This window comes from Lelliottia jeotgali, assembly GCF_977070485.1.
On the sequence record NZ_CDRVFO010000008.1, the window covers coordinates 115,496 to 141,133 of the forward strand.

The 25,638-nt window shown below is 61.9% G+C and carries 20 protein-coding genes; 10 read left to right on the forward strand and 10 right to left on the reverse strand.

The window, feature by feature from the left end:
• Positions 1 to 2: 2 nt before the first annotated feature.
• From ACW4TB_RS14015 to pdxJ, 8 genes are all read left to right on the forward strand, one after another.
• The gene (locus ACW4TB_RS14015) at positions 3 to 968 is read left to right on the forward strand and encodes a MucB/RseB C-terminal domain-containing protein (RefSeq protein WP_012312988.1); all 966 of its coding nucleotides are present in this window, start codon (positions 3 to 5) and stop codon (positions 966 to 968) included.
• Positions 969 to 1,144: 176 nt separating this feature from the next.
• The gene (locus tag ACW4TB_RS14020; protein ID WP_012312989.1) at positions 1,145 to 2,584 is read left to right on the forward strand and encodes a DegQ family serine endoprotease; all 1,440 of its coding nucleotides are present in this window, start codon (positions 1,145 to 1,147) and stop codon (positions 2,582 to 2,584) included.
• Between the two features lie 191 nt (positions 2,585 to 2,775).
• Positions 2,776 to 4,566 (forward strand): translation elongation factor 4, encoded by a 1,791-nt coding sequence (gene lepA / locus ACW4TB_RS14025; protein WP_455843005.1) that lies wholly within the window; start codon positions 2,776 to 2,778, stop codon positions 4,564 to 4,566.
• Between the two features lie 5 nt (positions 4,567 to 4,571).
• The gene (gene lepB, locus ACW4TB_RS14030) at positions 4,572 to 5,426 is read left to right on the forward strand and encodes a signal peptidase I (protein WP_012312991.1); all 855 of its coding nucleotides are present in this window, start codon (positions 4,572 to 4,574) and stop codon (positions 5,424 to 5,426) included.
• Positions 5,427 to 5,587: 161 nt separating this feature from the next.
• Entirely contained in the window at positions 5,588 to 6,277 is a 690-nt protein-coding gene (gene rnc / locus ACW4TB_RS14035) for a ribonuclease III (protein ID WP_012312992.1), read from the forward strand.
• Complete coding sequence (era, locus tag ACW4TB_RS14040) at positions 6,270 to 7,172, forward strand: GTPase Era (RefSeq protein WP_012312993.1); 903 nt, start codon at positions 6,270 to 6,272, stop codon at positions 7,170 to 7,172. Before rnc ends, era begins: the two co-directional genes overlap by 8 nt.
• A 53-nt stretch (positions 7,173 to 7,225) precedes the next feature.
• A complete protein-coding gene (recO, locus tag ACW4TB_RS14045; protein ID WP_012312994.1) occupies positions 7,226 to 7,909 on the forward strand; it encodes a DNA repair protein RecO in 684 nt (227 codons plus the stop codon).
• A gap of 61 nt (positions 7,910 to 7,970) precedes the next feature.
• Positions 7,971 to 8,693 carry a pyridoxine 5'-phosphate synthase gene (pdxJ, locus tag ACW4TB_RS14050; RefSeq protein WP_420094545.1) on the forward strand — a complete coding sequence of 241 codons (723 nt, stop codon included), beginning with the start codon at positions 7,971 to 7,973 and terminating at the stop codon, positions 8,691 to 8,693.
• Positions 8,694 to 8,854: 161 nt separating this feature from the next.
• On the opposite strand, the gene cmoB is transcribed toward pdxJ, so the two are convergent.
• The 7 genes from cmoB to ACW4TB_RS14085 all read right to left on the reverse strand — a co-directional run bounded on the left by cmoB (position 8,855) and on the right by ACW4TB_RS14085 (position 19,815).
• Entirely contained in the window at positions 8,855 to 9,811 is a 957-nt protein-coding gene (gene cmoB, locus ACW4TB_RS14055; RefSeq protein WP_012312996.1) for a tRNA 5-methoxyuridine(34)/uridine 5-oxyacetic acid(34) synthase CmoB, read from the reverse strand.
• Positions 9,808 to 10,551 carry a carboxy-S-adenosyl-L-methionine synthase CmoA gene (gene cmoA, locus ACW4TB_RS14060; RefSeq protein ID WP_012312997.1) on the reverse strand — a complete coding sequence of 248 codons (744 nt, stop codon included), beginning with the start codon at positions 10,549 to 10,551 and terminating at the stop codon, positions 9,808 to 9,810. Before cmoA ends, cmoB begins: the two co-directional genes overlap by 4 nt.
• 89 nt (positions 10,552 to 10,640) lie before the next feature.
• The gene (locus ACW4TB_RS14065) at positions 10,641 to 11,033 is read right to left on the reverse strand and encodes a protease inhibitor I42 family protein (protein ID WP_012312998.1); all 393 of its coding nucleotides are present in this window, start codon (positions 11,031 to 11,033) and stop codon (positions 10,641 to 10,643) included.
• A 108-nt stretch (positions 11,034 to 11,141) separates the two neighbouring features.
• Positions 11,142 to 13,568 (reverse strand): endopeptidase La, encoded by a 2,427-nt coding sequence (gene lon / locus ACW4TB_RS14070; protein WP_279929563.1) that lies wholly within the window; start codon positions 13,566 to 13,568, stop codon positions 11,142 to 11,144.
• Positions 13,569 to 13,737: 169 nt separating this feature from the next.
• Complete coding sequence (locus tag ACW4TB_RS14075) at positions 13,738 to 16,149, reverse strand: glucose/quinate/shikimate family membrane-bound PQQ-dependent dehydrogenase (protein ID WP_012313000.1); 2,412 nt, start codon at positions 16,147 to 16,149, stop codon at positions 13,738 to 13,740.
• 28 nt (positions 16,150 to 16,177) lie between these two features.
• Positions 16,178 to 17,524 (reverse strand): carbohydrate porin, encoded by a 1,347-nt coding sequence (locus ACW4TB_RS14080; protein WP_012313001.1) that lies wholly within the window; start codon positions 17,522 to 17,524, stop codon positions 16,178 to 16,180.
• Between the two features lie 317 nt (positions 17,525 to 17,841).
• A complete protein-coding gene (locus tag ACW4TB_RS14085; RefSeq protein WP_455843000.1) occupies positions 17,842 to 19,815 on the reverse strand; it encodes a TonB-dependent receptor in 1,974 nt (657 codons plus the stop codon).
• Positions 19,816 to 20,056: 241 nt separating this feature from the next.
• Here ACW4TB_RS14085 and ACW4TB_RS14090 point away from each other — a divergent pair, with 241 nt between their 5' ends.
• The gene (locus tag ACW4TB_RS14090; protein WP_279929568.1) at positions 20,057 to 20,278 is read left to right on the forward strand and encodes a VF530 family protein; all 222 of its coding nucleotides are present in this window, start codon (positions 20,057 to 20,059) and stop codon (positions 20,276 to 20,278) included.
• 1 nt (position 20,279) lies between these two features.
• Entirely contained in the window at positions 20,280 to 20,960 is a 681-nt protein-coding gene (locus ACW4TB_RS14095) for a Pr6Pr family membrane protein (RefSeq protein ID WP_279929570.1), read from the forward strand.
• A 9-nt stretch (positions 20,961 to 20,969) separates the two neighbouring features.
• On the opposite strand, the gene ACW4TB_RS14100 is transcribed toward ACW4TB_RS14095, so the two are convergent.
• From ACW4TB_RS14100 to ACW4TB_RS14110, 3 genes are all read right to left on the reverse strand, one after another.
• Complete coding sequence (locus tag ACW4TB_RS14100) at positions 20,970 to 21,728, reverse strand: siderophore-interacting protein (RefSeq protein ID WP_279929572.1); 759 nt, start codon at positions 21,726 to 21,728, stop codon at positions 20,970 to 20,972.
• Positions 21,721 to 22,266 (reverse strand): PadR family transcriptional regulator, encoded by a 546-nt coding sequence (locus ACW4TB_RS14105; protein ID WP_012313006.1) that lies wholly within the window; start codon positions 22,264 to 22,266, stop codon positions 21,721 to 21,723. Before ACW4TB_RS14105 ends, ACW4TB_RS14100 begins: the two co-directional genes overlap by 8 nt.
• Positions 22,267 to 22,355: 89 nt before the next feature.
• Positions 22,356 to 25,493 carry a transglycosylase domain-containing protein gene (locus ACW4TB_RS14110; RefSeq protein WP_279929576.1) on the reverse strand — a complete coding sequence of 1,046 codons (3,138 nt, stop codon included), beginning with the start codon at positions 25,491 to 25,493 and terminating at the stop codon, positions 22,356 to 22,358.
• Positions 25,494 to 25,638 lie beyond the last annotated feature (145 nt).

The following is a 25,638-nucleotide window of genomic DNA, read 5'->3' on the forward strand; positions in this document are numbered from 1 at the left end:
TCATGCGCGCGCTACCTCTCTTGTCGCTGCTTGTAGGCAGTTGCATGACGGTGCCAGCGTTGGCAGCCAATTCGTCGCCTGAGGCAAGCGAATGGTTGAACAAGCTGGCACAGGCCGAACAAAAGCAGAGTTACCAGGGCTCCTTCGTTTACGAACGAAACGGCAGCTTTTCCTCCCACGACATCTGGCATCGGGTTCAGGACGGCAAGGTCAGCGAGCGGCTGCTCCAGCTTGACGGTGCCGCCCAGGAAATCGTGCGCGTGGACGGCAAGGTGCAATGTGTCAGTGGTGCATTGGCTAGTGGCGTGAGCAACTTGCCTGATGCCGCACCGCGCATGCTTGACCCCCTCAAATTGATGAGCTGGTACGATTTGGCTGTAGCAGGCAAGGCACGGGTCGCCGGACGCGACGCGGTCATTGTCACGCTTACCCCTCGCGACCAGCATCGCTACGCTTTCGAATTGCACTTGGACAGCAAGACCGGTCTGCCGCTGCGCTCGTTGATGCTCAACGATAAGGGGCAGTTGCTCGAACGCTTCCAGATGACGCGCCTTGATACCGATGACCTGCCTACCGATGCCGATTTGAAGGCCAGTGCCGCCTGTAAACCGGTGGAGCGTGTGGCCAGCACCAAGACCGAGGCCGTTGCAGGCTGGCGCTCGGACTGGTTGCCGCCGGGTTTCGAGCTGATCAACAGTACCGTACGGCGTGACCCTTCTCGCAATAGCACTATCAGCAGTCTGATGTACGACGACGGGCTGGCGCGCTTCTCGGTATTTCTGGAGCCGGTCACGGAAGATGCCAGTGCAGATGTGCGTACTCAACTGGGCCCTACCTCGGCCGTTTCACGTCGCCTGAACACGCCCAAGGGCAAGGTGATGGTCACCGTGGTCGGCGAAATTCCGCTGGGTACTGCAGAGCGCGTCGCATTGTCGATGCGGCCACAGGATGCTCAGGCGCGCCAGTAATGGCGCCCTTTTTCGGCTCATGCCAAGGCGCACGGACATGCGGCTGAAATGAAATTAAAGCATTGTCATTTGCAATCCATCTGTAAATTTTCTATAGGTCAGGCTTCTTGGAGTCTGGCCTTTCCTGCTTTTGCAGGCGGTCTTACGCTAACTACGCTCGTTGTGACGGGAGCCGTATGTCAATACCACGCTTGAAATCCTACTTATCGATGTTCGCCGCCGTGCTGATGCTCGGCCAGGTGCTGAGCGCCCAGGCCGAGGAGGCCCTGCCGGACTTCACCACCTTGGTCGAGCAGGCCTCGCCGGCCGTCGTCAACATCAGTACCAAGCAAAAGCTGCCTGACCGCCGTATTGCTGCCGGTCAGATGCCGGACCTCGAAGGCTTGCCGCCGATGTTCCGCGAGTTCTTCGAGCGCAACATGCCGCAACAGCCGCGTTCGCCCCGTGGTGACCGCCAGCGCGAGGCCCAGTCGCTGGGCTCAGGCTTCATCATTTCCAGTGACGGCTATGTGCTGACCAACAATCACGTGGTTGCCGATGCCGACGAGATCATCGTCCGTCTGTCGGATCGCAGCGAACTGCAGGCCAAACTGGTCGGCACCGACCCACGCACCGACGTGGCCCTGCTCAAGGTCGACGGCAAGAACCTGCCCACCGTCAAACTGGGCGACTCCGAGAAGCTCAAGGTAGGTGAGTGGGTACTGGCCATCGGTTCGCCGTTCGGTTTCGATCATTCGGTGACCAAGGGTATCGTCAGTGCCAAGGGCCGCACCCTGCCCAATGACACCTACGTGCCCTTCATTCAGACCGACGTGGCCATCAACCCGGGCAACTCCGGCGGGCCGCTGTTCAACATGAATGGCGAAGTAGTGGGTATCAACTCGCAGATCTTCACCCGTTCGGGTGGTTTCATGGGGCTGTCGTTCGCCATCCCGATCGATGTCGCGATCGATGTCTCCAACCAGTTGAAGAAGGACGGCAAGGTCAGCCGCGGCTGGCTGGGCGTGGTCATTCAGGAGGTCAACAAGGACCTGGCTGAATCCTTCGGCCTCGACAAGCCGGCCGGCGCCCTGGTGGCGCAGGTGCTGGAAGATGGCCCAGCAGCCAAGAGCGGCCTGCAGGTGGGCGACGTGATCCTGAGCATGAACGGCCAGCCGATCGTCATGTCGGCCGACCTGCCGCATCTGGTAGGTACCCTGAAGGCTGGCGCCAAGGCCAAGCTTGAGATCATCCGTAATGGCAAGCGCCAGAACCTGGATGTGACCATTGGTGCGATGCCTGATGACGATGCCGATATCGGTACCGGTACGGGTGCCGATGGCAGCGCAGAGCGCAGCAGCAACCGCCTGGGTGTTTCCGTCTCTGACCTGACCGCCGAGCAGAAGAAGTCGCTGGAGCTCAAGGGTGGCGTTGTCATCAAGGAAGTCCAGGATGGCCCGGCAGCCATGATTGGCCTGCGTCCGGGTGACGTTATCAGCCACTTGAACAACCAGGCGATCGCCTCGGCCAAGCAGTTCACCGAAATTGCCAAGGACCTGCCGAAGAACCGTTCGGTCTCCATGCGCGTGCTGCGCCAGGGCCGGGCGAGCTTCATCACCTTCAAGCTTGCTGAATAAGCCGGCTTGCCAGTCGCAAAGGGCAGCTTCGGCTGCCCTTTTTCATGAGAGTTCACAATTCTTGGCGGGAGTCAGCCTGTATCGTGCGTCAGAGGAATCTCCCATATCCCTGCTGGTTGAGGTACAATTCCCGGCTATTTTTCGGCGGGCGTCCGGCTCGCAGCCTTTTCGAGTGTTGACCCGTGAGTGATTTGAGTCATATCCGCAATTTCTCCATCATCGCCCACATCGACCATGGCAAGTCGACGCTGGCCGACCGTTTCATCCAGATGTGCGGTGGCCTGTCGGCACGCGAAATGGAAGCTCAGGTTCTGGATTCCATGGACCTGGAGCGCGAACGCGGGATCACCATCAAGGCCCACAGCGTCACGCTTCACTACAAGGCGCTGGACGGCAAGACCTACCAGCTGAACTTCATCGATACCCCCGGCCACGTCGACTTCACCTATGAAGTCTCGCGTTCGCTGGCGGCCTGTGAAGGTGCGCTGCTGGTGGTGGACGCAGGCCAGGGCGTCGAAGCCCAGTCCGTGGCCAACTGCTATACCGCCATCGAGCAGGGCCTTGAGGTCATGCCGGTCCTGAACAAGATGGACCTGCCCCAGGCCGACCCTGATCGGGTCAAGGACGAGATCGAGAAGATCATCGGCATCGACGCCACCGACGCGGTGGCGTGCAGTGCCAAGAGCGGCATGGGCGTCGACGAGGTGCTTGAACGCCTGGTCCACACCATTCCGGCGCCTGTGGGCGAGATCGATGCCCCGCTGCAGGCGTTGATCATCGACTCCTGGTTCGACAACTACCTGGGCGTGGTTTCGTTGGTGCGCGTGCGTCAGGGCCGCGTCAAGAAGGGCGACAAGATCCTGGTCAAGTCCACCGGCAAGGTGCACCTGGTCGACAGCGTGGGTGTCTTCACCCCGAAACATACCCAGACCGCTGATCTGAAAGCCGGTGAAGTAGGTTTCATCATTGCCAGCATCAAGGACATCCATGGTGCGCCGGTCGGTGACACACTGACCCTGTCCTCGACCCCAGAAGTCGAAATGCTGGCAGGTTTCAAGAAGATCCAGCCGCAGGTTTATGCCGGCCTGTTCCCGGTCAGCTCCGACGATTTCGAGGACTTCCGCGACGCCCTGCAGAAGCTGACCCTGAACGACTCGTCGCTGCAGTACATGCCCGAAAGCTCCGATGCACTGGGCTTCGGCTTCCGTTGCGGCTTCCTGGGCATGCTGCACATGGAGATCATCCAGGAGCGCCTGGAGCGCGAATACGACCTGGACCTGATCACCACGGCTCCGAGCGTGATCTACGAGCTGGAACTCAAGACCGGCGAAACCATCGTTGTCGACAACCCGTCGAAGCTGCCTGATGTTTCGTCTGTCACCGACTTCCGCGAGCCGATCGTCACCGCGACCATCCTGGTGCCGCAGGAACATCTGGGCAACGTCATCACCCTGTGCATCGAGAAGCGTGGCGTACAGCGCGACATGCAGTTCCTCGGCAGCCAGGTGCAGGTGCGTTATGACATGCCGATGAACGAAGTGGTGCTGGACTTCTTCGACCGCCTCAAGTCGACCAGCCGCGGCTATGCTTCGCTGGACTATCATTTCGATCGCTATCAGTCGGCCAACCTGGTCAAGCTGGATGTACTAATCAACGGCGACAAGGTCGATGCCCTGGCATTGATCGTGCACCGCGACAACGCGGCCTACAAAGGCCGTGCGTTGACCGAGAAGATGAAGGAACTGATCCCTCGGCAGATGTTCGATGTGGCGATCCAGGCAGCCATTGGCGGCCAGATCATTGCGCGGACAACCGTCAAGGCGCTCAGAAAGAACGTACTGGCCAAGTGCTACGGTGGTGACGTCAGCCGTAAGAAAAAGCTGCTGGAGAAGCAGAAGGCCGGTAAGAAACGCATGAAACAGGTGGGCAACGTGGAGATTCCACAAGAAGCCTTCCTCGCCGTGCTCAGGTTGGATAGCTAGGTCCTATGTCGCTAAATTTTCCGCTGTTGCTAGTCATCGCCGTAGCCGTTTGCGGTCTGTTGGGCTTGATCGACCTGCTGTTCCTGGCCCCGCGCCGGCGAGCGGCAGTCGCCAACTACCAGGGTAGCGTCACTCAGCCAGAAATGGCCGTGGTCGAGCGCCTGAACAAGGAACCGCTGCTGGTCGAGTACGGCAAGTCGTTCTTCCCGGTGCTGTTCATCGTACTGGTGCTGCGCTCGTTCCTGGTAGAGCCGTTCCAGATCCCCTCGGGGTCGATGAAACCGACCCTGGAAGTGGGCGATTTCATCCTGGTGAACAAGTTCTCGTACGGCATTCGCCTGCCGGTGATCGACAAGAAGGTCATCGAGGTGGGTGACCCGCAACGCGGTGATGTGATGGTGTTCCGCTACCCAAGCGACCCGAACGTCAATTACATCAAGCGTGTGGTGGGCCTGCCTGGCGACCAGATCCGCTACACCAGCGACAAGCGGCTGTTCGTCAATGGCCAGCCGGTTGCCGAGCAACTGGTTGGCGCCGAGCCAGGTACCCTGGGCAGCGCCGAACTGTTCAAGGAAAAACTCGGCGAAGCCGAGCACCTGATCCGCAAGGAAATGACCCGTTATCGCATGCCGCCGGACCAGCAGTGGACCGTGCCGGCCGGCCATTACTTCATGATGGGCGATAACCGCGACAACTCCAACGACAGCCGTTACTGGGATGACCCGAACATTCCCAAGGAACTGCACGGCATGGTTCCGGACCGGAACATCGTCGGCAAGGCCTTCGCGGTCTGGATGAGCTGGCCAGAGCCAAAGCTCAGCCACTTGCCCAACCTGTCGCGGGTCGGCCTGATCCATTGATACCCTTCGGCGCTGTCCAGCAGACAGCGCCGAATGCATTTCTGACATAGGCTGTGTTCTCAGGGATCGAGAGATTCGTTGCTCGCCGCGACGGGCCACAGCCAAACAGTCTTTCAGGATGTTGATTTGAACAACGCGTTGAACAACCAACGGGTGGCTGCATGAGTGCTTCCCTTGCCCGTCTCGAGCGCAAGCTCGGTTACACCTTCAAAGACCAGGACCAGATGGTGCTGGCCCTGACCCATCGCAGCTACGCCGGGCGCAACAATGAGCGCCTGGAGTTTCTCGGTGATGCCATTCTCAACTTCGTGGCCGGCGAGGCGCTGTTCGAGCGCTTCCCGCAGGCCCGCGAAGGCCAGCTGTCGCGCTTGCGTGCCCGCTTGGTCAAGGGCGAGACCCTGGCCCGGCTCGCTCGCGGTTTCGACCTGGGTGAGTACCTGCGCCTGGGCTCCGGTGAACTCAAGAGCGGCGGTTTCCGCCGCGAGTCGATCCTGGCCGATGCCCTCGAAGCCCTGATCGGCGCCATCTACCTTGATGCCGACATGCAGACCGCCCGCGAGCGCGTGTTGGCCTGGCTGACTGACGAGTTCGAAAGCCTGACCCTGGTCGACACCAACAAAGACCCGAAAACCCGCCTGCAGGAGTTCCTGCAGTCGCGTAGCTGTGAGCTGCCTCGTTACGAGGTGGTGGACATCCAGGGCGAACCGCACTGCCGTACCTTCTTCGTCGAATGCGAAGTGGTGCTGCTGAACAACAAGAGCCGTGGCCAGGGCGTTAGCCGGCGTATTGCCGAGCAAGTCGCCGCCGCCGCCGCATTGATCGCCCTGGGCGTGGAGAATGGCAATGACTGAGAACAATCCGACCCGCTGCGGTTACGTGGCCATCGTCGGCCGCCCCAACGTGGGCAAGTCGACCTTGCTCAACCATATCCTCGGCCAGAAGCTGGCGATCACCTCGCGCAAGCCACAGACTACCCGCCACAACATGCTCGGCATCAAGACCGAGGGTGATGTTCAGGCCATCTACGTCGACACCCCCGGCATGCACAAGGCCAACGACAAGGCCTTGAACCGCTACATGAACCGCAATGCCTCGGCGGCCCTGAAAGACGTCGATGTGGTGATCTTCGTGGTCGACCGTACGCGCTGGACCGATGAGGACCAACTGGTGCTCGAACGCGTTCAGTACGTGACCGGCCCGCTGATCATTGCAGTCAACAAAACCGACCGCATGGACGAGAAAGCAGAGCTGATCCCGCACCTGCAGTGGCTGCAGGAGCAACTGCCCAATGCCGAAGTCGTACCCATCTCTGCCCAGCAGGGGCACAACCTCGAAGCGCTCGAGGCGCTGATTGCCAAGCACCTGCCGGAAAACGATCACTTCTTCCCGGAAGACCAGATCACCGACCGCAGCAGCCGCTTCCTGGCCGCTGAACTGGTGCGTGAGAAAATCATGCGCCAGCTGGGTGCTGAGTTGCCATACCAGATCACCGTGGAGATCGAGGAGTTCAAGCAGCAGGGCCATGTGCTGCATATCCATGCGCTGATCCTGGTCGAGCGTGACGGCCAGAAGAAGATCATCATTGGCGACAAGGGCGAGCGCATCAAACGCATTGGCTCCGATGCGCGCAAGGACATGGAAACCCTGTTCGACGCCAAGGTCATGCTCAACCTCTGGGTCAAGGTCAAAGGCGGCTGGTCCGATGACGAGCGCGCACTGCGCTCGCTGGGCTACGGCGACCTGTAACCCTTCCAGCGGCCCGGATCTCTCCGGGCCGCTCTGCTTTCAGGCCACACTTCATGGAACAACCTGTCGGTCAGCCGGCCTACGTGCTGCATAGCCGTGCCTACAAGGAAACCAGCGCGCTGGTGGACTTCTTCACGCCGCAGGGGCGCGTGCGCGCGGTGTTGCGCCGAGCACGGGGCAAGGGTGGCAGCCTGGTGCGGCCGTTCGTGCCGCTGGAAGTGGAACTGCGAGGACGCAGTGAGCTTAAGAACGTCGGGCGTCTGGACAGCATGGGCATCGCCGCCTGGCTGCACGGCGATGCACTGTTCAGCGGCCTTTACCTCAATGAGCTGCTGATGCGCCTGCTACCTGCCGAAGCACCACAACCCGAACTTTTCGAGCATTACGCCCTGACCTTGCAGGCCCTGGCGGCCGGGCGCCCGCTGGAGCCACTGCTGCGCTCCTTCGAATGGCGCCTGCTGGAAGACCTGGGTTACGCCTTTGCGCTTGACCACGACGTCAGCGACGAGCCGATCGAAGCCGACGGGCTGTACCGCTTGCAGGTCGATGCCGGCCTTGAACGCGTTTATCTGGTTCAGCCCGGCTTGTTCAATGGTGCCGAACTGTTGGCCCTTGCCCAGGCCGACTGGGATGCGCCTGGTGCCCTGCTCGCGGCCAAGCGCCTGATGCGTCAGGCGTTGGCGGTCCATCTGGGGCCAAAACCGCTGGTCAGCCGGGAACTGTTTCGCAAGCGCTGAGCACGTCGTATGCTGTGGGGCTAAATCTTCAGGAGAGCCTTTCGTGACTCACAGCAACCGCATGCTTCTCGGCGTCAACATCGACCACGTGGCTACCTTGCGCCAGGCCCGTGGCACACGCTATCCGGACCCGGTCAAGGCCGCGCTGGATGCCGAAGAGGCAGGCGCCGATGGCATCACCGTGCACTTGCGCGAAGACCGCCGGCACATCCAGGAGCGCGATGTGGTGCTGCTCAAGGACGTGCTGCAAACCCGCATGAACTTCGAGATGGGCGTCACTGAAGAGATGATGGCGTTCGCCGAGAAGATTCGCCCGGCGCATATCTGTCTGGTACCTGAAACACGCCAGGAACTGACCACCGAGGGCGGCCTCGATGTGGCTGGCCAGGAGGCACGGATCAAGGCTGCGGTAGAGCGCCTGTCGCGCACTGGTGCTGAAGTGTCGCTGTTCATCGACGCCGACGAGCGGCAGATCGAAGCCTCCCGCCGCGTGGGTGCCCCGGCCATCGAGCTGCACACCGGTCGTTATGCTGATGCCCAAACGCCGACTGAAGTTGCCGAGGAGCTCAAGCGGATCGTCGATGGCGTCGCTTTTGGCGTTGCTCAGGGGCTGATTGTCAATGCCGGCCATGGCCTGCATTACCACAACGTCGAGGCGGTGGCGGCAATCAAGGGCATCAATGAATTGAACATTGGCCATGCCTTGGTGGCCCATGCGCTGTTCGTAGGTTTCAAGGCGGCGGTGGCAGAGATGAAAGCGCTGATCGTCGCAGCTTCGCGCTGATCATCTGCGCTACGTCTACTGCGCTGCTGTACGCAGGCGGCCCATGGGTTAATGCCATTCAGTTATGCGATTTGGGGCCGCTTTGCGGCCCATCGCCGGCAAGCCGGCTCCCACAGGTAGAGCGCAGGCCTCAAGAGCTGCGCAGTCCCGGTGGGGTCTTTTCATTTGCGTGCCAACAGCGTTGCGCGGCGTGGGGCGGGCAACCCTTCAATGGTCTTGCTGTGGTCGTTCGGGTCTAGGAAGTCCCCCAGCGATTGGTAGCGCATCCATTCGGTGCTGCGCTGCTCCTCGACGCTGGTCACACTGACATCCACGCAGCGCACATCGCTGAAACCCGCACGGCGCAACCAGCGCTCCAACGCCGGGACAGACGGCAGGTACCAGACGTTGCGCATCTGCGCGTAGCGGTCTTCGGGCACCAGTACCTGCTGCTCGTCGCCCTCGACCACCAGCGTCTCCAGTACCAGCTCACCCCCTTTGACCAGGCAATCCTTGAGCGCCAGCAGGTGCTCGATGGGGGAGCGGCGATGGTAGAACACCCCCATGGAAAACACTGTGTCGAAACCTTCCAGGTTGGCTGGCAGCTCTTCCAGTGCAAACGGCAGGTGCCAGGCCGGCAAGTCGGGCAGATACCGCTGCACGGCCTGGAACTGGCAGAAGAACAGCCAGTTGGGGTCAACCCCGATGACCATGTCGGCGCCTGCACCGAGCATGCGCCATTGGTAATAGCCGTTGCCGCAACCGACATCGAGCACACGCTTGCCCTGCAGGTCCAGGTGCGGAGCCACGCGCGACCACTTCCAGTCCGAGCGCCATTCAGTGTCTACATGTACGCCGAACAGGTCGAACGGCCCTTTGCGCCAGGGCGACAGGCCCATCAGGGCCTGGCGCATCTGCGCGCGGGTGCCGTCGTCGCAGTCACAGTCCAGGCGCAGGCCGTCGACCAGGTCGATTTCGCTTGGAAGCAGTGCCGGCAGGGCGTCCAGCGCACCGCGCCAGCGCTCGAGATCGCCGTGGCCTTTCTCCAGCTTGGCTTGAAGTTGTGCTTGCAGGCCTTGCGACCAGCAAGCCAGTGGGGTGCCCGCCAGGCGGCGGACGAGGGGGGACAGATCGATCATGGCAGGGCTATCAGCGAGGCGAAATTAAGGCATTGGAACCAAGGCACCACCTTGCTGAAGCCCGCCGCGCGCAGGCGCTCGGTGTGGGTGTGCAGGGTGTCTGGCTTCATCACGTTTTCGATGGCGCTGCGCTTCTGGGCGATTTCCAGTTCGCTGTAGCCATTGGCACGCTTGAAGTCCAGGTGCAGTTCATTGAGCAGATTCTGCTCCTGGTCATCGGCGAAATGCAGTTTTTCCGAGAGGATCAGCGCGCCACCGGGCAGCAATGCCTGACGGATGCGGCTGAGCAACGCCAGGCGCTGTTCAGGGGCGATGAACTGCAGGGTGAAGTTCATCGCCACTACCGAGGCGGGCTCGAAGGGCAGGGCCAGTATGTCGGCGTCCAGTACCTGAACCGGCAGCAGTTCCTGGAACATCGAGTCCTGCGCGGTGAGGTACTGGCGGCAACGTTCGACCATGGCCGCGGAGTTGTCCACCGCGATCACCCGGCAGCCCTCGCTGCGCACATGGCGGCGCAGCGACTGGGTAACGGCGCCCAGCGACGCGCCGAGGTCATACAGGGCGGTATTGGGCTGGGCGAAGCGCGCCGCGAGCACACCAAGGTTCTCGACGATGGTCGGGTAACCGGGCACCGAGCGCTTGATCATGTCCGGGAATACGCGCACCACGTCTTCGTTGAACACGAAGTCGGGAACTTGCTCCAGAGGCTGGGCGAAAAGGCGGTCGGGTTGTTTGCTCACGGTGAATCCAGGCGGCTGACAATTGGCAGGGCCGGCATTCTAGCCAAACCGCGCCAAGGATGCATGGTCGGCTGACCAGCGCTGTGCGTTCAGTTGACCCGAACCGCGCAATCGAAGGTCTGTACCGGCCGAACTTCCGGGGCCCAAGGCTGCTGATAGACCAGCACCAGATGGCCTTCTCCTGCGGCACGGGCTTCAAAGCGCCAGGTGGACATGCCCGCGCTGCCGACGATGCCGGCTTCTTCGGGGGCGCTGTAGACCTCGGGGCCGAGGCTGCGCAAGATGTTCGAGGCCGGGTTCTGCACCAGCCAGCGGTAGCCGGTAGAGGGATTACTGGGCAGGGTCAGGGTGAGCGGCTGGCCGACCTGAAGGTGCTTGGGGCATTCGCTTTCAGCGTCAAGTTCGACGGTTTGCCTGGGCTGCTGGGCGCAAGCGGAAAGCAGGACGAGGCTCAGGGGAACGAGCAGACGAGGGACAGTCATGGTAGCTCCAGAGGCTGGCGAAGGCCTGAGGATAACCGATGATAGACGGGTTTTGTGTTATCAGTGCCGGCCTCATCGCCGGCTTGCCGGCGATGAGGCCTTTGCGGGTCAGAACAGCACTTTAGCCACGTCGGCAAAGCGCTTGGCAAAGTGCACGGTCAGCCCTTCACGCAAGTACTCAGGCAATTCTTCGAAGTCCCCGCGGTTGGGCTCTGGCAGGATCAGTTCGAAGATCTTCTGCCGCCGCGCTGCGATCACCTTCTCCCGCACGCCACCAATCGGCAGCACCTGCCCGGTCAGGGTCAGCTCGCCGGTCATGGCCACCCCTTTTTTCGGTGCCTGGTCACGGGCCAGCGACAGCAGTGCGCTGGCCATGGTGATACCGGCGCTCGGACCATCCTTGGGCGTGGCACCTTCTGGCACGTGCAGGTGAATGAAGGCTTCGTTGAAGAAAGCCGGATCACCACCAAATTGCTTGAGGTTAGAGCTGACGTAGCTGTAGGCGATCTCGGCAGATTCCTTCATCACGTCACCCAGCTTGCCGGTGAGCTTGAAGCCGCGATTCAGGGTGTGGATGCGGGTTGCCTCGATCGGCAATGTCGCGCCGCCCATGCTGGTCCAGGCAAGGCCGGTAATCACGCCTTTGCCTGCCAGCACCTGTTCACTGCGGAACACTGGTATGCCGAGCGCGGCCTCCAGGTCTTTGGCGCCGATCTTGAGCTTGGCATCCGGGGCTTCCAAGAGCTTGACCACGGCCTTGCGCACCAGTTTGCCCAGCTGTTTTTCCAGCTGGCGTACGCCGGCTTCGCGTGCATAGCCCTCGATCACTGCGCGCAGGGCGCTATCGCTGATGGCCAGGCTCGTCTTGGCCACGCCGGCCTTTTCCAGCTGTTTGGGCCACAGGTGACGCTTGGCGATGGCCAGTTTCTCTTCGGTGATGTAGCCGGACAGGCGGATCACTTCCATACGGTCGAGCAGTGGGCCGGGGATCGAATCCAGCGTGTTGGCGGTACACACGAACAGCACCTTGGACAAGTCCAGGCGCAGGTCCAGGTAATGGTCGAGGAAGTCGACGTTCTGTTCAGGGTCCAGCGTTTCCAGCAGCGCCGAGGCAGGGTCGCCCTGATAGCTCTGGCCCATCTTGTCGATCTCGTCGAGCATGATCACCGGGTTCATCACCTCGACATCCTTCAGGGCCTGCACCAGCTTGCCTGGTTGGGCGCCGATATAGGTGCGCCGGTGCCCCTTGATCTCGGCCTCGTCGCGCATGCCGCCAACGCTGAACCGGTAGAACGGGCGGCCGAGCGATTCGGCGATGGACTTGCCGATGCTGGTCTTGCCCACGCCAGGCGGGCCCACCAGCAGTACGATCGAACCACTGATCTCGCCCTTCCAGGCGCCCACGGCGAGGAACTCCAAGATGCGTTCCTTGATGTCATCGAGGCCCGCGTGATGCTGGTCGAGCACCTTGCGCGCATGCTTCAGGTCGAGCTTGTCCTTGCCATACACGCCCCAGGGCAGGGCACTGGCCCAATCCAGATAGTTGCGGGTGACGGCGTATTCGGGAGAGCCGGTTTCAAGAATGGCCAGCTTGGCCATTTCTTCATCGATGCGTTTTTTTGCCTGCTCCGGCAGGGTCTTGCCTTGCAGGCGCTGTTGGAACTGTTCGAGGTCGGCACTGCGGTCGTCCTTGGTCAGGCCAAGCTCCTGCTGGATGACCTTGAGTTGTTCCTTGAGGAAGAATTCGCGCTGGTGCTCGCCGATCTGCCGGTTGACCTCGGCCGAAATCTCATTCTGCAGGCGCGCGACTTCGACTTCTTTGCGCAGCATCGGCAGGACTTTTTCCATACGCTTGAGCATGGGCACGCAATCGAGCACTTCCTGCAACTGGTTGCCGGTGGCCGAGGTGAGTGCGGCGGCAAAGTCGGTAAGTGGCGATGGGTCGTTGGGACTGAAGCGGTTGAGGTAGTTCTTCAGCTCCTCGCTGTACAGCGGGTTGAGCGGCAGCAGTTCCTTGATCGCATTGATCAGGGCCATACCGTAGGCCTTGACCTCGTCGGTCGGCTCGCTTGGCTGGCGTGGGTATTCGACTTCGACCAGATAGGGCGGGCGATGATGCTTGAGCCAGGTGCGGATGCGTACCCGAGTCAGGCCCTGGGCGACGAACTGCAGTTTGCCGTTTTCGCGGCTGGCATGGTGCACCTTGACCAGGGTGCCGTACTCCGGCAAGGCCGCGGTGTCGAAATGGCGGTGATCTTCGGGGGGGGTGTCCATGAAGAACAGCGCCAGGCAGTGATCCGGTGTCTTGGCCACCAGGTCGAGGGTCTCGGCCCAAGGCTCTTCGTTGACGATGACCGGCAGGACTTGTGCTGGGAAGAACGGGCGGTTGTGGATCGGAATCACGTAGACCTTGTCCGGCAATTGTTGGCCGGGCAGGGCGAGAGCATGGCCATGGCCGGTTTGGGCCTGACCATCAAGGTGTTCGATATCGCTGTTGTCGTCGGGTTGTTCCGGAAAATCCTGCTGGTCGCTCATGGGGCACCTGCGTGAATGGCTATGGTGCTTAGATGGGGCGCGGGGGAATGGGTTTCAAGCTTCAAGCTAGAAGCTGCAAGTCGCAAGCTTCAAGCTGCAAGAAAAAAGCGGGACCTCTCAGGCCCCGCTTTCGCTTGTAGCTTGTAGCTTGTAGCTTGCCGCTTGTAGCTTAGTCGGCGAGTTTGTAAGCGATGATGTAATCGCCCATTTTGGTGCCCAGCGAACCGTGGCCGCCGGCGACGATCAGCACGTACTGCTTGCCGTCCTTGCCGGTGTAGGTCATCGGCGTGGCCTGGCCACCCGCTGGCAGGCGGGCTTTCCACAGTTCCTTGCCGTTGTTCACGTCATAAGCGCGCAGGTACTGGTCCAGAGTGCCGCTGAGGAAGCCGACACCACCAGCAGTGACGATCGAGCCGCCCATGCTCGGCACACCTACCGGCATGCCGATCGGTATCGGAGTGCTGTCACGGGTGGTGCCGTTCTTGCGCTTCCACACCACTTTGTTGGTAAACAGGTCGATGGCCGCCACGTAACCCCAGGCCGGTGCCTGGCACGGCACGCCCAGCGGCGACATGAACGGGTGCATGATCACGGCGTAAGGCGCGCCAGTGTTGGGCTGCACGCCGCTGGTTTCGCTTTCGCGCTTGCTGCCGGCGGCAACCTGTTCGCGCGGTACCATCTTCGACACGAAGGCCATGTAGTTGGGCGAGGTGAACAGCAGTTGGCGCACCGGGTCGACCGAGACGCTGCCCCAGTTGAACACACCTACGTTGCCCGGGTAGACCAGCGAGCCTTGCTCGGACGGTGGAGTGTACTGGCCCTCATAGCGCAGTTCGCGGAACTGGATGCGGCACAGCATCTGGTCGAACGGTGTGGCACCCCACATGGCCTGTTCGGTCAGGTCCGGGCCGAGCAGGTTGAGGTCGGAGCGGGCCTGGGTCGGTGCAGTGTGGTCACCCTTGACCGCACCTTGCGGTACCGGGATCTCACGGATCGGCACGATGGGGCTACCGTCGCGGCGGTCGAGCACGTACAGGCTGCCCTGCTTTGTCGGTACGATGATCGCAGGCTTGACGCCTTCCTTGGTCTTCAGGTGAACCAAGGTTGGCTGGCTGCCGACGTCCATGTCCCACAGGTCGTGGTGGGTGAACTGGTAGTTCCAGCGCGCCTTGCCGGTGGCAAGGTCCAGTGCGACCACGCCAGCGCTGTACTTCTCCGCACCCGGGGTACGGTTGGCGCCATACTGGTCGGGTGTCTGGTTGCCCAGCGGCAGGTAGACCATGCCCAGGTCTTCATCGACACTGGCCAACGACCACATGTTGGCCGAGTTGCGGCTGTAGGTCTTGCCCGGGGCCAGTGGCTGGGTGTCATCGGGGTTGTTGCTATCCCAGTTCCAGACCAGGTGGCCATCGTGCACGTCATAGGCGCGGATCACGCCGGAAGGCTCGTTGGTCGACTCGTTGTCGGTGACATGGCCGCCGATGATCACCAGGCTGCGGGTGACCGCCACCGGCGAGGTGGAGTAATAACCGCCGGCTGTGAACGGGCCAATACCGGTAGTCAGGTCGATCGCGCCCTGGTTGGCGAAGCCTTCGCAGACTTTGCCGTTGTCGGCATTGATGGCGATCAGGCGGGCGTCTGCGGTCGGCAGGTAGAGGCGGCGCGGGCAGGCTTGGGCGACAGCTTGGCCTGCGTCGGATACCTTCGGCGCCGGGCTGCCATCGCGGCTGACGTAGCTGTTCTCGTCATAGTACGAAACGCCGCGGCAGGTCATGTGGGCGAAGCCCTTGAACGTACCCACCGGGGTCTTGATCTGCGGGTCGTAGCGCCAGATCTCGGCACCGGTGTCCGGGTCCAGGGCCAGCACCTTGCTGTGGGCGGTGCAGGCGTAGAGCATGCCGTTGGCCTTCAGCGGGGTGTTTTCGTTGGTCAACTCGACCGGGTCGTTGTCCGTTGGCAGGTCACCGGTGCGGATGCGCCAGGCTTCTTCCAGGCGGTAGGCATTCTGCGGGGTGATCTGGCGCAGCGGCGAATAACGGTCACCATGCTCGGTGCGGCCATAGGCTTGCCAGTCGCCGTCGGGCATGGCGGGTGCGGCACTGCCCATTTCGCTGTTGTCGCGGCCCAGTTCGCCAAACACTTCGCCCGGGTGGGTGAACTGGCTGCCCAGCGCGCAAGCGCCAGAGGCGAGCACGGCAAGGCTGAGCAGGGCGGTATTGGCCTTGTTGGCCGGGCCGGTCAGCGGGCGGCGTGCCCACGGCAGCAGCAGTACCACGCCAATGGCGAACCAGATGGCCAGGCGCGGCACCAGTTGCCACCAGTCCAGGCCCACCTCCAGCAGTGCCCATACCGTGCTGCCCAGCAGCACAAGGCCGTACAGGCCCAGGGCAAGTCGGCGCTGAGCCAGCAGCAGTGCGCCCGAAACGGCAAAGCCGATACCGGCAATCAGGTAATACAGCGACCCGCCGAGCTGGCTGAGCTTGATGCCGCCCGCCAGCAAGGCCAGGCCCATCAGCAACAGCAGTACGCCCATCAGGCGCGGTAGCCAGCGGCTTCCATTCTTGGCACCGTCAGTGCTCATCGTATGTTCTCCGTTAGGTGAAGGGTTGTCAGAAAGTGCTTTGGATCTTCAGGCCACCGATCAGGGCGTCGTCCACCTGCGACACCCCGCCCGGATGGCGGATGTACTGCAGGTTCGGGCGCACCGTGAGCCAGTCGGCCAGGTGAATGCCGTAATAGAGTTCAGCGCTGTACTCGGTGTCCTGCACGGGCAGGAAACCCGGATTGTCGTAGTCGTAGTGGCCTGCCGCCTGGTTGGCCAGGCGGGCGTTCTTGCGGTAGGCGGGGTTGACGTGCACGCGAGCGAGGGCGAAACCGATGTCGTCCTTGGCGCGGGCATCGAAGGGGCCCTTGTATACCAGTCCTGCCTGCACATAGTTGTCGATGGCATTGGTCTTCTTGTCGTGCACTGTGGCATTGGCGAACAGGCTCAGGCCGCGCGACTGGTCGGAGGCCAGCGAGGTAACCTGCTGCTGGGCGCCGATCCAAAGGCCGTGCTTGCTCGAACTGCTGCGGTAGGCGGCGCCACTGATGGCTGCCGGCTGGCCGTTGCTGTCCTTGAGAACATCCTGTGCCTTGGCATTACTGTAGTAGTACCCGGCGCGATATTCCCCTTTCAGGCCATTGACCTGCGGACTCCACACCAGTTCGACCGGTATTACGGCACCCTGGGTACCGCTGCCGCTGAGTTTGAAACCGTTGCCGGATTCGAGGTTGGAGGGGTTCTGCTCGAACACCCCGACCTGAGCATAGAGGGCGTCGTTGATGTTGTAGCGCACACGTAGCGCCCACTGGCTGACGGGCCAGTTGTACCAGATGCCTCCGACCCAGTTGCCTACTTGCGAGCCGCAGAAGGCCAGGTTCTGGAAGTCGCAGGGGAAACTGTTGAAGTCCTCGCCTTCACCGAAGCGGCCGAATTTCACGTCCAGGGCGCCATCGAAGTATTTCTGCCTGATCCACATCTGGGTCAGCCGCCAGGTTTCACCCCGGCCCCAGACTTCCTGGGCCGAAGTGAAGCCGCCGACCCGCGGGTCGTTGATGCGGTCGTTGCTGATGTTGTCCCCATGGCGTTCGGTGATGGTCAGCTGCAGTTCGGTGTCTTGCCAGCCCAGGATTTTTTCCAGGTCCAGGTGGCTGCCGAAGGTGAACTGGTCGCTGTACCGCGCGGTGCGGTCATGGTCGTAACCGCCGTGCAGGTTGCTGCCCATCTCGCCGGTGTAGCCGAGGGTGAAGTCGTAGCCTTTTTCCAGCAGCTCGCTGCGGGTGCCGCCCCAGTCACCAAGCATCCATGGCGAGTCGCTGGCGAACATTTCACTGGCGCTGGCTGTGGACGAAAAACAGGCGGTCAAGGCAATCAGAGCGGTGCCGGTGTAGCGAATGTTGGGCAGTGAGAACATGAGATAGCGCTATCTTTTGATTGTCGAAAGAACGGCAAGCGCACCGATGAGCTAGCTCTTCGATGGAAATGGCGACAGGTAAGGTGAGTGAAGCGATTCAGCTTGCGGCGGGGAGGATATAGGGGAACTTGTAAGAAAAAAAGACAAATTGTCGCAGTTGATTGTTACAGCCTGGGTAACAGTGCGGGAGTTGGGTTGCTCTGCAGCCCGTCGCCGTTAAGCTGACTCCCACAGGTTCAGCGGTGCCCTTGAGCTCTGCACGGTCCTTGTAGGAGCCGGCTTGCCGGCGAATGGGGCGCACAGCGCCCCCTTGATGATCAGAAGGTCGTGCGCAGGCCTACTTCCACACTACGCCCCGGCGCCGGTGCTATATCGCGCAGAATCGAACTGGCGTAACGCACGGTCTGATCCGTCAGGTTCTCACCGCGCACGAACGCCAGCCACTGGCTCTGCCCGATATCGAAGCGATACCCCACACTCGCTCCCAGGGTGGTGTAACCATCAGTACTGGTTTCATTCGCCGGCTTGCGATGCTGCGACGCGGCATGCTGCACATCAACGCGCGCCTGCCAGCGGTCCAGCTCCCAGACCAGTCCGCTGTTCAGCCGCAAAGGCGCAATGCGCGGCAGCGGCTCGCCGCTGTCGAGGTTCTTGGCTCGGGTGTAGTCGCCCGAAAGCTCGAGAGCGAAACTGCCGTAGCGGTTCTCGACCAACTGCCAACGGTCCTGGGCTTCGATGCCGTAGAAACGCGCCCGCACGCCCTGGTACTGATACTCAGGGAAATCCCCATCGTCGTGATCGTGGTCATGATCATCGTCGCCATGGTCGTGGTCATGGCCCTCTCGCATGTTGCCCGTGCCGATCAGGCCGATGTAGTTGCGAAAATGGCTGTAGAACACCCCGACGCTGCCCTTGTGGGTGCCATTGTCGAAGCGCAGTGCCAGGTCGGCGGAGATGGCTTTTTCCTTGTTCAGGCTGGCATCACCGACTTCATAAGCCCCGGTGGCGACGTGGGCGCCGTTGGCGTAAAGCTCGTAGAAGGTCGGGGCACGCTCGGTGTAACCGACGTTGGCAGCGAGCGCCCAGACCGGGTCGAGTTGGTACACCGCCCCCGAAGACAGGCTCAAGGCATTGAAGCTGCTGGCGCTGTCGGCATCGACGAAGTTTTCGTTGCCTTTGGCATCCGGGTCGACGCGGGTGTGTTCCAGGCGCGCACCCAGGCTCAGGTTGAGGCGTTCGGTGGCCTGCCATTGCTCAAGCATGAACAACGCCAGGCTATCGGTATCGGTGTGCGGTACGAAGGCTTCTTCACCCAGTGCCGAGAATTCGTTGCGGCTGACCTGGGCGCCGATCACGCCTTCCAGCGGGCCGATCGGTTGGTGCCTAGCCTCGATACGCGCCTCATAGCCCTTGTTCTTGAAGGTGGTGTGCACTTCGCCTTCTTCGATTTCGCTGTGCTCGTAATCGGTGTAACCGGCATCGACCTTGACCGAGCTGAAGGGGCCCTCGAGGTCACGCAGTTCGGAGGCGAAGCCGTAGTGATCCTGCTTCATGTCCAGGCGCACACCGGACTCGGCCACTGAGCCGTAGTTACTGTCGTAGCGGCTGTAGGACAGGCCCGCATAGCCGTGATCCCAATGGTAGGAACCGCCCACTGCGCCGCCATCCTGGCGACCGTCGCTGTTTTCCAGGCGGTGTTTGCTGCCGGGCTCATCAGCGTCGCGCACTTTCGAGCTGCGTGCGTAGCCTGGGATGCGCAGGTCGTTGAACTGGCGGCTGTTGGCATCCAGGTGCAGGGCGAAGGTGCCGTCACCGGCTTCCAGCTTGCCGGCACTGCTGCGCGTGGTATCGGCACCGCCGTAACGCAGTTCACCGGCACCGTGAATGCCCTCGATGGGCGCGTCGGGGATGCGGTTGTCGAAGGTATTGACCACCCCACCGATGGCGTTGCCGCCGTAGAGCAAGGCGGCGGGGCCACGGACGATTTCGACGCGCTCGACGGTTACCGGGTCCAGTGGCACGGCATGGTCGTACGACAGCGCCGAGGCGTCGAGGGCGCCGACGCCGTTACGCAGGATGCGGATACGGTCACCGTCCAGGCCGCGAATCACCGGGCGGCTGGCGCCTGGGCCAAACCAGGTGGAGGCGACGCCGGGCTGTTTGTTGAGGGTTTCGCCCAGGCTACCGTGCTGTTGCTGCAGCAGCTCGTCGCCTTCGAGCACGGTGCTGGGGGCAGCCAGCTCGCGGTTGCCCAGTGGGTTGGCGGTGATGATCTGGGGTTCGAGTTCCACAGCCTGGCTGGGTGATGAGGCTAGCCAGAGGGCGACGGCGAGGGGGGAGAGGCGTAGGGGAGAGCACAACATGGAGAGTGGCGGTCCTTGGCAGAGGCTTTTGTATTGTTACTATATAACATCACTATTTCAGCACAGAGGTTTCACCGTTTGCCAGCGGTTTTTGTATTGGTGCTGCTGCGTCCCCTTCCTCACTACACTCGTGTAATGTGCGCATCTTTTTATCCGCGGGAGTACTGGCATGAGCACGGCCAACCACAACGCGCTGCACGGCAAGACCCTCGAGCAGATCCTCACCGAGCTGGTGGCGCACTACCAATGGCAGGGCCTGGCCGAGCGCGTGGATGTGCGCTGCTTCAAGAGCAACCCGAGCATCAAGTCGAGCCTGACCTTCCTGCGCAAGACGCCCTGGGCTCGGGAGAAAGTCGAGCAGCTCTACGTGAAACTGCAGCGCAACGCCTGAGATGCCGCGTCATCCCTGGCTGACCCTGGCCGCAGTGCTTGGCTGGTTGGGCCTTGCTGTGCAGGTGTACCTGGTGCTGCTGGCGCGCTGGCAGGAAGCGGCGAGCCTGATTGGCGGGCTGATCAATGTGTTCGGCTATTTCACGGTGTTGACCAATACCTTGGTGGCGACGGTGCTCAGCTATGCGGCGTTCGGGCGAGAATCGGGCGTGAAGCGCTTCTTCCTTTCGCCCTCGGTAAGTTCCGCTGTGGCCGCAAGCATCGTGCTGGTGGCACTGGCCTACAGCGTGCTGCTGCGGCATCTGTGGCAACCCGAGGGTTGGCAATGGCTGGCGGACGAACTGCTGCACGACGTGATGCCGGCCCTTTACGTTGTGTATTGGTGGTTCGCCGTGCCCAAGGGGCATTTGCGGCTCTGGCATCTGGGGCCGTGGGCGCTGTACCCGGCGGTGTATTTCGGCTACGCACTGTGGCGGGGGAGTGAGATCGGGGTATACCCGTATCCGTTCATCGACGTTGCAAGCCTTGGCTACGGGCAGGTCATGCTCAATGCCTTGGGCGTACTGGCGGGGTTCTGGGCAATTGCGCTGGTACTACTTGGGCTCGATCGCTGGCGCGGGCGGCGGCTTGCTCGGCCTGTACAGGCCCCTTCGCGGGTAAAACCGCGAAAGGACCGGGCCTGACGACGCACATCACTCGTCGTCCGCTGTCCCTTCTGCCCGCCAGTAGGCAGCCGCTTTGAGGGCATCTTCCGGCGCACCTTTCTCCAGCAGCAGCGCCTTGGTCTGCCGGGTCAGCGATTTCTCCAGTGCCACCCAGCTGTACAGCTTGCCCTCAGGCAAGTTCAACCCCTGCACCAGCGCCAGTAAATCCTCATCCCGCTTCACCCAGATGACTTCCACTTCAGCCTTGCTCGGCAGAGGTTGGCGCTCCTGCTCATCCTCGATCTGGATGACCGCCAGCACCCGCCGGCCTGCCGGCAGTTCTTCAAGGCGTCGCCCGATGGCCGGAATGGCTGTTTCGTCACCAATGAGCAGGTAGCTGTCGAAGATATCCGGGACCACCATCGAAGCCCGTGGCCCGGCAATGGTCAGCGTCTGCCCCGGTTCAGCCTGTGCAGCCCAGGTTGATGCAGGGCCATCGCCGTGCAGGACGAAATCGATGTCCAGTTCTTGGTTGACCAGGTCGATGCGCCGCGGCGTGTATTCGCGCATGGTAGGCCGCGCTCCGCCGTCGCGGCCCATATTGCGGGCGTCGATGGCCTGCTGTTGTTCGGCGGTTTCGGCGAACAGCAGTTTGATGTGGTCGTCACTGCCCAGGCTGGTGAAGCCTTCCAGCTCGGAGCCCGCGAGGGTGATGCGGCGCATGCGCGGGGTGAGGTCGGTAACCCGCAGTACCTGCAGGCGGCGCTGGCGGATTTCGTGATTGACGCGGTGGATGGTGTCACTCATGGAGGTTCTCCTTAGCAGGGGCGGCCGGCCCGGCGGCGATGGCCTTGGCAGTGTCGTTGAGCAGGGTGCGGACCCGTTCGATTTCGTCCGGCGCCCAGCGGCCGCTGTGCATGTGCAGGGCATGGCGCAGGTTGCCGACCGCTTCGTGAATTTCTGGCGGACGGTCGTGGCCACGCAGGGCGCGCTTGCTGACTTCGATGCGCATGCGCACGCCGTCCAGCGCCACGGCTTGTTCAGCCAAGGCGGTACGGCCGGCCTGGGTAATGGCGTAGAGGCGTTTGCTACCTTGCACCTGGCCGCTGATCAGCTCTGCTTCCTCGAGAAAGTTGAGGGTGGGGTAGATGACCCCGGGGCTGGGCGTGTAGCTGCCATCGAACAGGTTCTCGATCTGGCGGATCAGGTCATAGCCGTGGCCAGGTTGCTCGGCCAGCAGCGACAGCATCAACAGTTTGAGGTCGCCGGGAGCGAATACCCTTGGTCCGCGTTCACCCCGGCCGGGGCGGCGTTCGAAAGGGTCGTGGGCGGAATGTTCACGCATGGCAGTGAGGCTCCGTGTGTTTAGATATATCGCAAGATATTACTCAAGATATATCTAAACACAAGCGGTCAAATGCCGATGATTATCATTTAAATTTTAGATGGGTCACTTGGGAGCATCGCAACCTGCGGCGGTTTGCACGCGTTCGGATTGCCAGGTTCAAGGTACGGCATGAGGATGGGCGCCATCCCCTTGAGCACCTGCACAGGCAGCGCCGAGGTGAACTTGAACGCCTCCGCGGAGCGCCCGGGCACGAAGGCGGTCAGCGTGCCGAAGTGGTTGTCGCCGAGGAAGAACACGAAGGTGGCGGTGCGGTTCAGCGAGCGCGAGCCGATCAACCGGCCACCTGCGCCGAAGCTTTCGATGCGGTTGTCGCCTGTGCCGGTCTTGCCGCCCATCACCAGCGGGGTGCCGTCCTGCAGCTTGAAGCTGCCGGAAATACGCCGCGCCGTACCTGCGTCGACCACTTGCGACATGGCACCTTTGAGTGCCCGGGCCACTGCTACCGGAAGAATTCGCTGGCCACGGTCGGGGTCGCTGTTCAGCCTGGTTTCGTAGGGCGTATCGGCGGCGAAGTGCAGCGTATCGATGCGCAGCGTGGGCAGGCGCACACCGTCGTTCTGAATGATGCCGACCAGTTCGGAAAGAGCCGCAGGACGGTCGCCGGAGCTGCCGATGGCGGTGGCCAGCGACGGCACCAGGTGATCGAAGGGGTAACCCACGCTCTTCCAGCGCTGGTGGATATCGAGGAAGGCTTCGATTTCCACCATGGTGCGGATACGGCTGTCACGGGCCCCCTGATGGCGGCTCTTGAACAGCCAGCCATAGACTTCCTGACGCTCGAAGCGGCTGGCATTGACCATCTCTGTGAGTGAGGCGCTCGGGTTCTTCAGCAGGTAGCCGAGCAGCCACAGGTCCAGCGGGTGAACCTTGGCGATATAGCCTTGATCAGGCAGGTCATATTTGCCTGGGCCGTAGGCCTCGTACATCTCTGCCAGACGGCCATCGGTAAGTCTGCTCAGGGCGATCTTGTCTTCCTTGATGTGCGCGCGGACAAATGCATTGAAGGTTTCCTGGCCAGCTGCCGGGAACAGATAGCGGTGAACTGCGGCCAGGCGCTGCGGTGTGACGCGCATGCTGTCGAGGAAGGTATCCAGGCGTTGCTGCGAGGTTTTGCGCTGGTACTTCCGCCAGAAGCGCATCAGGTAGCTGGTGCCTTCCTTGTCGGCAAAACGTGCCAGGTACTCCTGGCGGCGCGGGTCCGAATCGTCCTTGAGCAGCGGCACGCGGTTGAATGGCTGCTGGTAGGTCACATAGCGCACCACGTCGCGCATCAGGCGAATGAAGGGCAGGTTTATCGACTCGCGCAGGGCTTCCTTGAGGGTCGGGTTGCGGCTGTTGTCCTCCTTGCGGAAGTTGTTGAACACGTGCATGCCGCCGCCGGTGAAGAATGCTTCGCCGGTATTGGCCGAGTACTTGCGCTCCAGGGCTGCGTCGAGCATGGCATCCAGGCTCTGGTTCTTGCTGTTCAGCGCCAGCCATTCCAGTGACCATTGGGTGATGCGATCGAGCTCGGCGACCTCGACCTTCTTCAGCTCTGCGGCTGGCATGCCGGCGTACTTGTCGTGCAGTTCGGCGATGATCTGCAGATAGGTGGTGAGCACTCGCAGCTTGGCCGTTGAGCCCAGCTCAAGCTTGCTGCCTTCGTTGATGTCGAAGGGCTGGTCGGTGCTGTCAGTCTGCACCCGCACCCTTGAGCCATCGGCGGTGCGTTCGAACAAGGTGAAGCTGTAGCGCACCTGGTCGGTGGTCTTGCTGGTCAGCAGGCGCTCACCGATCAGGCCGATCTGCGCAGCGAATTCAGGGTCGGAGAGGTTCTTCAGGTACTGGCTGACCTGAAGCTGAAGATCGGCCTGCAAGGTGCTCGTTGCCGAGAGGTCGAGGCGGTCCAGGTCATACAGCGGGCGGTTGAGCATGCCTGACAGGCGGTTGCGGGCCAGGCTGATGCCTTTGTTGGTGATGATCGGAACGATGGTTGGCTGTGCCACCCAGTCGCGGTACAGCGCCTTGCTGGCCAGCGCCGCGTCGGCCAGGGCGCGCTCGATGATGCCGTTGGCAGCGAGCACGCGGATGTGCGAATCAGTGAGCTCGGCCAGTTCGACGCGGCCCTTGGTCAGATAATGCGAGGGGCGGCGCTGGGCGATCATCAACGACAGCACTTGGCGCAATGCCAAACCACGTGCGGCCATGCTTTCGGGGTCTGTCGCGGTCGAGGTGAGGGCCTGGTTGACCTGGTCGAAATCGGCGCCGTACCACACACGCAGGCCTTCGGCCATGCCATGCACTTCACCATGGCCGGGCACCGCCGACAGCGGCACGCTGTTGAGGTAGTCGCGCACGATGCGCTGGCGTGCCTCGGTGGTATCTGGCCCGCCCTGGTAGGCGCGCACGCTGGCGGAAATCATCTGGCGGATCTTTTCGGTACCGGAAACAGTCAGGCCGTCCGGTGAATGGCGGTATTTCTCCAGCTGCGTGGCCAGCGTGCTGCCACCGGCGGACTGGCCGGGCAAGGCCAGGTATTTGGCCACCTGGCTGTAGGCGGCCTTGGCGAAGCGCGGCCAATCGACTGCCGGGTTGTTTTTCGGATCCTTCGGGTCCAGCAGGTCGCGGTTTTCGATGAACAGCAGGCTGTTGACCATCACCGGAGGGATTGCGGCGAAGTTCGGATACAGATATTGCGGATAGTTGTACTGGTACAGCGTGTCGCCGCGGCAATCGGTGATCGACAATCCGGCCTGGATTTTCTCGATGTAGGGCGCGAACAGGCCGTGATCCACGTAGTTCATCAAGGCAGGCGAAAACCTTACCTGCTCGCTGATCAGGTAGTCGCGCTTGAGCAGGCGCGGCAGGAACTCGCCCAGCGCGCTATAGCCCAGGCGTTTGTCGAACGGTCCCTCGCCAGGGTAGACGATGGCGTCACTGGGCCCCGGCTGCAGTGAATAGGTAAGGGTGCTTGCCAGCTTGCTGAACTCGCGGGACTGCAGGTCGGACGTACGGAACTCGTCATAGGCGGCAAAGCCGATGGCGATTATCGCCACCAGCAGGATCAGCAGGATCAGCCGCCACCAAAGCCGACGCTGACGTGGGGACTTTGGCTGCGGCGTGTCGGCCAGAGGTGTTTCGGGTGCTTCCGTTCTGGATGGTTCCGATTGCCACAGTGCGCCCATAGTCTTCAATCCGGCCAGGTATTTTCGTCTTGCTTGTCTGAAGCTTAGACGTTGAAGGCAGTAGGTGAAAAATTTGTAGAAAGTGCAGAAACCTCATGTGGGATATGCGCCTTTGGTGTGGGTTTCTTCGGACAACTAAGTTGCT